The sequence below is a fragment of the Dorea sp. genome (genome assembly GCF_977044405.1).
On record NZ_CDRRQK010000030.1, the window covers coordinates 19,995 to 30,561 of the forward strand.

A 10,567-nucleotide genomic window follows, 5' to 3' on the forward strand; every position below is an offset into this window, starting at 1 on the left:
TCCCTCTATTCTACTGTCTGTCTAATCTCTCTTCCTCTCTGCTCTACTTCCTCTTCACGTTCCAACAATTCTTTCTTCTTTCCATTCCACAGATACGGCATAACCGTCACGAATTTTGCATTGCCCGGGCGGATCAGCTGATAGATCGCCAGTGCATCCAGTGTATCACAGTCACCCCACAGAACCTGCGAGTTAATGATAAAGTCAAATCCGAACTCTGTCATCAGGCGGAACATATCGCGGATATTCTTATTGTCCACTCCGGCAAATGCTTCATCCAGCGAGATCAGTCTTGGTGCATCTTCTCTGCCTCCCTGATACTTCGCTACAACCGCAGAGAATAACGGTACATACATGGACATCGCTTTTTCTCCGCCACTGAAGGTTCCGAATACACTGTTCGTCAGTTCTTTCTGACGTTCTCCGTTCTTCTGTGAAAACAGCTGGAATTCAAACCATTTACGGTAATCCAGTGTATCTTTCATAATCTGATAGAAGGATATCATTCCGGCACTGTCTCTTGCATTCCTTCTCGCTTCTGCTACTTTTGAACGGAAATGTGCCGACAGCCGGGAGGCTTCTTCTTCGCTCATCAGACGATAATCTTTCTTTAACAGGTCCACCAGTTCTTTTGTATCCAGTTGGTCTTCCTGTTCTGCCGTCTTACTTCTCCATCTGAGGCTGAGTTTCAGACCGCTGGATGTGTTCATCCCATTCATCAGGGAATTCATCTTCTGTACCCATGTGTTGGATGCATTGATCTTTCCACGGATCTTCCGGCTTACCGTATTGGCAAGAATGTCTTCGAACAGTTCCCTGTCACCGTCTTTGATCAGATTCTCCAGTTCTTCAATGTCTTCTTCCAGATGTGTAAGGAGACTTGAAAATGATATCTTTACCCCTTGGTATCTGGCCGAAATATCCAGTCGTTTTGCCGGGAATTCTGTCTGCTCTGCTTCTGCAAATAATTCATTCTGCATCAGCTGATAATCGGTCAGAAATCCTCTGTTTTCAAAATATACTTTATTCAGATCACGGATCACACTGTCTTTATCCAGTGCTTTCACGTCAGACTCCAGATAGCTCCGTACATGTCCGGCATCATCCGGTATCTCTTCCGGTATTTCCACATAGTGCAGACTCTTCTCCCGCTCATAGCATTCTGAAAAATATGCCGTCTTCTTTTCGTATTCTTCAATTCTCTTCCGGCCCTCTTCCAGACGCAGGATCAGCTGTCCGACTTCGTCTTCTTCATGCGTCTGTCTGCTTACACATATGCGCAGTCTTTCCGGATATTCCTGAAGCCACTTGATGCATGCATCCAGACGGTCTTTGATTTCTTCATAATCTGTCAGACGTAATTGTTCCTGTATAGATGTCTGTTCTTCCGTCTTTCTCCGGAGTTCTTTCTGAATCTCGAACAGATCATACCGGATCTGTTCCATATCCGCGTCCAGATCCTCCAGATGTTCTCTCCTCTCTTTCAGATACTCCAGGCTTCTGAGGAACATTTCATGCGCTGCAATCAGACTGATTAGATGCTTTCCATATTCTTCCGCTGCACTTTTTGCTTCTTTGAATATTTCATAAGAACAGGTCAGATACAGAGAATCCGCAATTTCCAGTGCTTTCTTTTTCTTATCTTTTAATATTTCGATCAGTTCACGGATCCTCTCTTCTAATTTATCACTTTCCCTTCTGATCTGTTCACATGCCCGTTCCTCCGCACGCATCATCTGAAGGGCTTCCCGCATATCTGTATCTTTTGGAAGATTCTCATACTCCCGTCTGAGAGTGACCTTCCTTTCGGATAACTTCCGATACATTTCTTCCAGTTGCTGCAATACTTCTTCCAGCTCTACGATTCTCTGTCTGCAGGCTTCCATCTTTGCCTGTCTGTGTCTTTCACGGGCCTTTGTCCCAAGAAATCCGGCCTCATATTCTCCGGTTACCGTTCCTGCAAGTACTCCCATCCGGTAGGTACCGTCTTCTGCGACCGTAATCATACTTTCGTTATCATATGCAATACTTCCAAGAATTCCCGTCAGCCGCTGATTGGAGAAAATGTCATTGACTTCTTCATTCAGTTCCAGTACATCTAACAAACTGCTCTCCAACTGGATATCTTTCTGATCATTTTTACAGCTAAACAGGTAACGATCTTCACATCCCTGTTCCAAATGCAGAACCTGCTCTTTGTATTGTTCATCAATCACCAGCGCATCTAAAATTCCCATTTTCAATAATGCTTCTTCCAGATGGTTACACTCTTCTTCTTTCAGATTGTTTCCAAACTCTATAACCTTATAGAACTCCTGGTACGGAATTCCAAGTGCATCCAATCTCTGACGGTTGCGGATGACCGCTTCCGAGCGCTCCGGCTGTGGTTCTTTCTGATTCTCCCATTCCGTCAGTTCTGCTTTTACTTCTTCTAGTTCTTTTTCTGCTGTTTCTTTCTCTGCCCTGTTCGCAGAAATCCCAGATTCAACATCCGCATTTTTCCCGATCCACACATCTGCAATCTTCTGACGAACCTCTGCAAAATCAGATGTCTCCTCATAAGACTCTGCAAATGTGCTTAATTCTCTTAGTAATTCTTTTTCCAGTACCAGTTCCCGATTCGCACCATTCCACTGATATAGAGCTTCTTTCCATTCATTCTGTGTCTGTACAAACACAGCCTCCAGTTCTGATACTTTTCTCTGAAGCGTATCCAGTTCACGGATCTTTTTTTCTCTTTCTTTGATCAGGTCGTCTTTCTGTCTTTCCAGACGATCCGTCTCTGCAAGGATTTCCGTTCCTTCATTGATTTTTTCTTTCGTATGATCAAATTGCTGCTGATGTAATTCGAACTTATATGGTTCTTCCGGATGCTTTTCCAGTTCTTCTTTCATAAATGCATGTTCTTCGAAGGCCATGGTATCTGCCTCGTCCTGCATCTCTTCTATGAGTTCTTTCAGTTCTTTTTCTTTCTCATACTTCCGGTCTTCTTCTGCTTTGATCTGATTCTGTGCATCCTGATACTGATCCTGTTTCAGTTCAAGAAAATGCTGCTTTTCTCTTAGATTTTTCTGCTGTCCTTCTAATTCTGTGGTGAGTTCTGCTTCTCTTCGTTTTAATGCTACGGCATCACTTTTATTCAGGGATTCCCGTTCTTTTTCCATGGACTCATGTTTTGCATCCAGTTCCTGATGTTCTGCCTGCAGCTTCTCGATGTTCTGTCTGCACTCGGATAATTTCTTCTTCTGCTCTTTCTGCTGTGTCTTTGCATTTTCTAATTTGATTTCTGCCTGTTCATACCGGTCTGCTTTTTCATATAATAATTTCTGATTATATTTTGAAAATACTGCCTGAATCTTCTCTGCCGCCTGTTTTGCTTCTTTTCTGTTCTTCAGATTCATGTTCATGGTATCCATATTTTCAATTGCCTCCGACATCGGTCGCAGGTCATCATCCGATAATGGCTGAAGTGAATCACTCAGAATATCATTGATCACGGATGGTTTGAAATCCTTGGAAAGCTTTGGTGTTCGAAGCTGGATCAGAAGATCAACCATTTCTTTATATTCTTCTACCGTCTCGAATCCGAAGATCTGACGGTTCACATATTCCATATAATCGGCCTGTCTGTCAATAACACGGCCGCCTGTCCCAATCCTGTTCTCCAGTTCTTTTTTGGAAAGTGTAACCTTTTCTCCCGTCTCCTTATATAAATAAAAATCTTTGCCTACCCGTCTTCCGTCCGTCAGACTAAAATACCACTTGTCCAGATTCTTTCCTCTCCTTGCACGGATTCCCATTCCTATCGTAAGATATGTGTCCGTGTCCTGCCTTTTGAATTCCAGATAAAGATAACCGGTCCGCTCCTCGCGTCCGTCATCTTCTTCCAGAAGGTAACTGCTCATCTTACGGTCTCTGGAGCCAAATGGATCCAGTCGTTCCGGGCTCATATTGCCATCCAGAAGAAGCGGTACCACGCTCTGCATGGTTACGGATTTTCCCGATCCATTCGATCCCCGAAGAAGCATCCTTCCCTTTACAAACGGGAATTCCTGTTCATCATAATACCAGAAATTAATCAGTCCGATCTTATTTGCCTGCCATCTACTATTCATCATTTCTTCCTCCCGTATAATCCTCCGGATAACTTCCCTGAATCTTTCCTGTAAGCGGACAGATCCTAATCTGATGATCCGCCTCATCTTTCCTTATAAACATCCACACTTCCATCTCATTGATCACACTTTTTACAAATTCACCTTCCGGCATCTCACGATAATTTTTTGAAAATCCACTTCCATATTCCTGTTTCACTTCTTTTATCAGATTTTCGAACTCGATCCGGTCTGTAAGACAACTTTCATCCGCTGCCGTCTTCCATTCCTCATTCTCAATCTTCTTTCGTATTTCGCCAAAACACAGAAGTAAAATATCGGATATTGAATTATTACCCGGAAATACCGTTCCCATTCTACAGTCATCCCCGGATAACAGATACGCACTTCCCCTGTGAATGTGCACCTGACAGTCGAAGATCTGTTCCAGTTCTTCGCTCAATCTCCGTCCATAATACTTCAGATATTCAAAATCTTCCGGCGATCCATCTTCTTTATACATGCCCGGCGCAAAGATCAGTCTTTTGTAGACTCTGTGTCTTCTTGCAAATCCACGGTCTTCGTCCACTTCGAACCAGTCACTTTCCTGAAAATCTTCCGGTTTCGTATACTCCATAATATCCTTCGAAAAATTCTTCATAAAGTATCTGGATGCACCTGTATTTTCATAAAGTACTTCTCCGGCCTCATCATCCATGAATGCTTCATCTTTTCCGTCTGTGACATCGACTATTCCTTGATCTACAGCAAATCTCAGCACACGGATCAGTTTTCTCCGATTCGTATACAAAGTCCAGTCCGAAATTTCTCCCGGTAGGTTTGCCGTGATATATTCCGTCAGCTGTGACAGGATAAACTGCTCCTGCGCATCCCTGTCTTCCAGAAACATCAGCAGGATACATAGATAAGCATATTCTTCTTTTGACGAAAATTTCTGGATGCCCATGAAGCTTTCCGGGATTACCGGAATCTTCTCCATCTTGATCAGAAGAGAATTATCAATGATCTGACATCCCATCTTCTCGGTAGTGAATTTCCGCAGTTCGCCAAGTGCATCTCTTATTTTGTAATACGTTTCTTTGTCTCTGGACTTTAAGATCCATCTCTTATTTAAAAGAACTTCCAATTCCTTCATCATGCATCCTCCTGAAATACAAGTGTCAGCTTCGGCATGGTGAAATTTCCATCTTCACAATGCACCACACAAATTTCTTTCTCCTGACTTCTATCTAGTATATAGCTTCTTCCATCATCCGTCCTTGCTGAAAAGTCGGCCGATTCCATGGCATCCGACAGCCATTTCAGAAGAATCTCCCTGATTCTTGGTTCCAGTACCGGCAGTTTATCGAAATGTATCTTTCCATCCACTTCCAGCGCCCGCAGTTTTTCCGTCTCTTCTTTCTGCTTCTCAAGCATTTTACGTCTTGTTTCCTGCTTCTGTTCTGCCGATTCATGGATGGCACTTCTTCTGGATTTTTCTCTGTATGTACGCACTCTCGGTTTCAGCGTAATCTCCATTGGCTGCTCTTCATAGACTCCGATGTTCATGCTGTCTGTCTCACGGATCAGATCTCCTGCCAGATGCTGCGGACATTCCATGCCGAATACCATCGCCGACATCTTATGCGCCTCTTCCACGTCCTGACACCGTAGGAACAATTCTGCTACTTTCCGGTATTCCTCTTTTCTATTCGCACCCAGTGCATTCTTTTCGCTCAACTGTGCAGCGTATCTTGTAATCCTTCGGATGATATCATTGGTGGCATCAAAAAGTTTTCCCGCTTCATTCTCCTGTCCTTCATTTCCCACGAACCAGTCATAGATGCTCTGATATCGTCCCTGGACTTTCTGCTCTATCATTTCTTTCGAGACTTCTATCTCCATACGCGGAATTGACAATTCATAATCTATAACTTTTTCAAATACCTGCTTTTTCAGTTCTTCGTTCTGTAAACGCAGATTTTCTTCGATCACTCCGACATTTCTCTGCAGTCCTTTAATGAAGCTTCGCAGATATTCAATCAGCCGGTCCTTGAACACCAGGAATTCTTTCGTATGCATCATCTCTTCCGCCCGGACGCTGTTCAAATCCCTGATATAATCCTGATAATTCTGATTCAGCCGGACAAAATCATTATTCAGATCTGTCCACCATGTGTATACTTCATTCTTATCTTTTCCTGCCATGTCTTGAAAATGCTCTACACTTCTCCTTATGCGCTCCAGAAGTGTCGGTTCTAATGATGCTCCCTCGATGAACAGATTCTCTAACCGGATCACCAGACGCTCTATCTCCACACTGTACTCTGTCATCTGATACCGGTACTTTTTGTTCTTGAATTCTTCGATGGATGCGACCTTTTTTGTATCCTGGATCGTATTAAGGTTCTTCCACTCTGTCAGCATGGTGAGATCCTGCTGGCACTGTTCCGGTCTATAATCCGCAAAAAGCGGGTCCTGTATCATTTCTTCATAGACTTCTTCCTGATACAGCCAGTATTTTAATTTCTCATAATGCTCGAAAAAGATACGCATGATACAGCGGTATCTGCTTACGTTGTCGGCATTTAAATATTTTGCTTCTGTCAGCGGCTTAATTAATTTGTCTGATACCTGCATAGAACTTCTCCTTCTGGTTAATTAAGTTCAGTATAGCACATGCGTTGGAAATATATTCCACATATTTCCTGTTTTTTAATCATTCACATAATCATAATAATCCGCTTCGCTGGCAAATAAGATATATTCGCCATCTACCATTCCCATATAACCGTCACCTGTGTTAAAACCTTTCATTGCCAGTTCCTCCATTCTTTGAAAATAAATGATCTGTTTTCCCTTTTATGTCTATAGTTTATAACATCAGGTGTGGTATAAAATTACCAGCCATACAAAAAAATACCCAAAAAGATTTTTCTTCTCAGGTATCTTTATCTATCCATATTCTATTTTCGCTGATTATGGGCATCGGCCTCTCTCCGCCATCTCTCCATTCAACCTTTTCAGCTACTTAAACTTCTGCCCTCTTAATAATTCCGACACCAAGCGGATACGGTCCTGTATGCACACCAATCGTTGCTCCGATCTGGTAGATTCCAATCTCATCGATTCCAAGCCGTTCTTTTATCAGGTCCTTTATCATCTCACGGAATCTGACTGCCTCATCATAGTCATAACCATAGCCGATACAAAAATCATATTCATCAGGTTTTGCATCAATCTCATCCAGATAATTTTTCGTCATATCTACAACTTTTTTCATAGATTTGATACGGTTTCTTGCCAGTCCAGAACTGAAGATTTCCCCTTCTTTTAATGTAATCATCGGTTTTATCCCCAGTGCGCCGGCAGCTATCCCGGCCAGTTTCCCGATTCGTCCACCATGTCTCAGATAATCAATGCTTCCGATCGTAAAGAAGATTCGTCCCGTCTCACGTATCGGCAGAATTTTCTCCACAATTTCTTCATATCCCAATCCCATATCACGCAGTCTGCATGCTTCTAACACGAAAAGGCCCTGCAGTACTGTATTCACCGTTGAGTCAATCAGCGTAATCTTTGCATCCGGATACTCTTCTTCAATCATTTCCTTTGCGACAGTTGCCGACTGCAGTGAACCGCTGAATTTGCGGGTAATGCAGATACAGATAACCGGGATCTGCTCTTTTGCGCTTTTTTTGAACACCTGATAGAAATCATCCACCGATGGCATGGAAGACTTCGGAAATACATCCGGGTGTCCCACCATTTCGTTATAAAAATCTCTGACTCCTAATTCCACCATTTCCTTCTGATATGTCTCACTATCAAAAGACACATAGAATGGCACAACCTCAATATCATGCTCTTTTGTGATCTCCTGCGAAAGATCCAACGATCCGTCACTGATAATCTGCACTTTCTTCTGCATATTCATTACCTCTCTACTTATATATTTTGTAAAAATAAATTTCTCATACGTTTTACATGTAGTTTTCAATACTACATTCTTGAAAACGTAGAACAGTATAACACAGGGTATCTCAAGTGTATATAACTATGCTTCATACTTTCTTAAAATTTTATTCTTTTTAAGGAAAAGGCATAGCCGCAGCTTCCGGGTGTCGAGGACTATTATAAGACACTGGACGAACTGAATGTTCCGACTAACCATCAACATCTGTGCTACAACCAGCTTGGACTCTGCCAACTGTTTTCTGATTTAAATCAGACACAGCTCTATGAATCTTTCGTAGAAACCCAACTGGGTGCGCTTATCCACTATGACGCAGATAACCACACCCGGTTAGTTGAAACATTATCTCTTTATTTACAAAATAACTGCAATATTCTACATACCGCTGATGCTGCTTATACGCATCGAAATACGATTAAATACCGCATCACAAGAATTGAAGAACTGTTACATGTTGATCTGCAAAATGCTTCTGCCCGTTTGAATCTGCATCTTGCACTATATTTAAATCACTTCATTTTAATGAATTAAAGTATGCCCTTCCTCATGGCTGTGCTCATGATGAGAACACTTTACATCTGTTAAGTGCCACATAGGAAATCAGAAAATTTGCAAACCAGCCAGCCGGTACAGCAAGCCAGACAAATGCAATGCCAAACCGGGGTGCAAAAATCAAAGCAATCGCCAGGCGGATCGCAAGGTTTACCATATTGGCGATGAGAAACGGGCGCATGATTCCAAGTCCACGAAGTACTCCATCGGTTGCCATCTTGATACCCATGAAAATGAAAAAGTAACCGATCCATCTCATATAATCCCCTGACACCTGATATGCTAAGGCGGATCCATCTTTCCCCAGGAATAATGAAGAAATCTGCGTATGCAGTGTTTCAATGACTACAAAAGCAAGGATTGCAAAACACAGATCTAACACCAGTGCCGCATGATATCCCTTTTTGATACGATCCATTTTCTTTGCGCCAAGATTCTGGGAAACATACGGTGAGACTGCATTTCCGATAGATACAAATATCAATGAAAAGACATTCTCTACTCTCATCGTTGCCGCATAACCTGCAAGTGCCTGTGTACCGAATGGATTTACAACTGCCTGTACGATCATCATACCGATTGACACTGTAGACTGCTGCAGAACCGAAGGTACAGCAATCCGCAGCATGGAATACAATTCATGCCTGTCAAACCAGTCAAAGTGACTTTTATACCGGCGCATCCGGCTAAAGAAGATCAAAAGTGAAAACACGGCTGAAATTCCCTGTGCAATGAGCGTTGCAAGTGCTGCACCAAATACTCCCAAACCAAGTCCCGCCACCATCCAGAGATCCATAAAAATGTTCAAAACAGAAGAAAATATCAAAAGTCCCAATGGAATCTTGGATTCACCGATTGAAGTGAACATTGTTGAAAGGATGTTATACATAAACAGAAATGGAAATCCCACAAAATAAACACGGAGATACAGTACTGCTTCCCCCAGTATATCCGCAGGTGTCTGTAATAAACTCATCATCGAATGGGAAAAACAAAATCCAAAGACACCCAGCAGTATGCTTAGAATCAGGAAACTGATCAATGATGTTGACACAATTGTTTTCATTTTACTATAATCTCTGGCTCCAAAATAACGGCTCACAAGTACACCTGCACCTACGCCGGCCCCCAATGCTATACAAATGAAGACATTCGTAAGTGCAGCACAGGCACCGACTGCCGCAAGTGCAGATGAGCCAACAAACTGACCAACGATAATAGAATCAGCCATATTATATACTTGTTGAAAAAAGCTGCCTAAAATCATAGGCATTGCAAAAACAGTCAGCGCTTTAAGAGGCGCATCTGTAATTAAATATTCATCTTTTGACATTCACTAACTCCTCCGTAAATTTACTTATTCTCTTTCCGTAGACATTCATTTTATATCTTTTAAATGCAAAATGCAAATTTACCCAATTCCTCCACAAGTCCTGTATGTCTGGAAATGCAGGCAACAAAAAAACAGGCTTTTCTGACAAAAAATTACTTGCCTTTCGCACTCCACGTTTCCCTGTTCCATCACTACACATCCATTTTACCTAGTGCAGCGCCTTTGCTGGGCAAGCTTTTGTCACAATGAATACATTTACTCTCATCACAATGGACACGTAAAAATGAAAAATAACTCATCGGCTTGAGGAATACCGTGACAGGACACCGAGATACAATAACATATAGCAAGTAAGAAAATGGAAAAGTAACACAAAAGGATGTGTTAAGATAACTTCTCCATTACCTTGACACATCCTTTTATATTATTATTTTCTATTCTTCTTAGTGACAGCTGTGACTTCCGCATCCATGCTCACCACATGTATGTCCTTCCTCGTGGTTGTGCTCATGATGAGAACACTTTACCTCTGGATTGTAATCAAGTGTTTCATTGATAAGTGCATTTACCGCCTCATCTGCATCTCCTGAAACACCTCCAAAAAGCTTAATT

General features: G+C 42.2%; 6 protein-coding genes and 2 pseudogenes. 1 reads left to right on the forward strand and 7 read right to left on the reverse strand.

Annotated features, from left to right (window positions below):
* Window positions 1–5 precede the first annotated feature (5 nt).
* From ACWJAF_RS12090 to ACWJAF_RS12105, 4 genes are all read right to left on the reverse strand, one after another.
* The gene (locus ACWJAF_RS12090) at window positions 6–4,115 is read right to left on the reverse strand and encodes a TIGR02680 family protein (protein WP_448864236.1); all 4,110 of its coding nucleotides are present in this window, start codon (window positions 4,113–4,115) and stop codon (window positions 6–8) included.
* A complete protein-coding gene (locus ACWJAF_RS12095) occupies window positions 4,108–5,253 on the reverse strand; it encodes a TIGR02678 family protein (protein WP_448864238.1) in 1,146 nt (381 codons plus the stop codon). The genes ACWJAF_RS12090 and ACWJAF_RS12095 overlap by 8 nt, the downstream gene beginning before the upstream one ends.
* Window positions 5,250–6,734 (reverse strand): TIGR02677 family protein, encoded by a 1,485-nt coding sequence (locus ACWJAF_RS12100; RefSeq protein WP_448864240.1) that lies wholly within the window; start codon window positions 6,732–6,734, stop codon window positions 5,250–5,252. The genes ACWJAF_RS12095 and ACWJAF_RS12100 overlap by 4 nt, the downstream gene beginning before the upstream one ends.
* A gap of 391 nt (window positions 6,735–7,125) precedes the next feature.
* Window positions 7,126–8,025, reverse strand: a complete 900-nt coding sequence (locus ACWJAF_RS12105) for a DegV family protein (protein ID WP_448864242.1) — start codon at window positions 8,023–8,025, stop codon at window positions 7,126–7,128.
* A gap of 345 nt (window positions 8,026–8,370) precedes the next feature.
* Between ACWJAF_RS12105 and ACWJAF_RS12110 the strand changes: the two genes are divergently transcribed.
* Window positions 8,371–8,601 (forward strand): PucR family transcriptional regulator, encoded by a 231-nt coding sequence (locus ACWJAF_RS12110; protein WP_448864249.1) that lies wholly within the window; start codon window positions 8,371–8,373, stop codon window positions 8,599–8,601.
* A 25-nt stretch (window positions 8,602–8,626) separates the two neighbouring features.
* Here ACWJAF_RS12110 and ACWJAF_RS12115 read toward each other — a convergent pair whose 3' ends face one another.
* From ACWJAF_RS12115 to ACWJAF_RS12125, 3 genes and pseudogenes are all read right to left on the reverse strand, one after another.
* Window positions 8,627–9,955, reverse strand: a complete 1,329-nt coding sequence (locus ACWJAF_RS12115; RefSeq protein WP_448864244.1) for an MATE family efflux transporter — start codon at window positions 9,953–9,955, stop codon at window positions 8,627–8,629.
* A gap of 236 nt (window positions 9,956–10,191) precedes the next feature.
* Window positions 10,192–10,281 (reverse strand): annotated as a pseudogene (locus tag ACWJAF_RS12120) (4Fe-4S binding protein); the annotation flags it as partial.
* A 117-nt stretch (window positions 10,282–10,398) separates the two neighbouring features.
* Window positions 10,399–10,567 (reverse strand): annotated as a pseudogene (locus ACWJAF_RS12125) (DNA-binding protein); the annotation flags it as partial.

Coding starts and splice junctions, on each gene's coding strand:
- ACWJAF_RS12105 (WP_448864242.1), bottom strand. CDS start 8,025: ATGCAGAAGAAAGTGCAGATTATCAGTGACGGATCGTTGGATCTTTCG.
- ACWJAF_RS12100 (WP_448864240.1), bottom strand. CDS start 6,734: ATGCAGGTATCAGACAAATTAATTAAGCCGCTGACAGAAGCAAAATAT.
- ACWJAF_RS12090 (WP_448864236.1), bottom strand. CDS start 4,115: ATGAATAGTAGATGGCAGGCAAATAAGATCGGACTGATTAATTTCTGG.
- ACWJAF_RS12115 (WP_448864244.1), bottom strand. CDS start 9,955: ATGTCAAAAGATGAATATTTAATTACAGATGCGCCTCTTAAAGCGCTG.
- ACWJAF_RS12095 (WP_448864238.1), bottom strand. CDS start 5,253: ATGATGAAGGAATTGGAAGTTCTTTTAAATAAGAGATGGATCTTAAAG.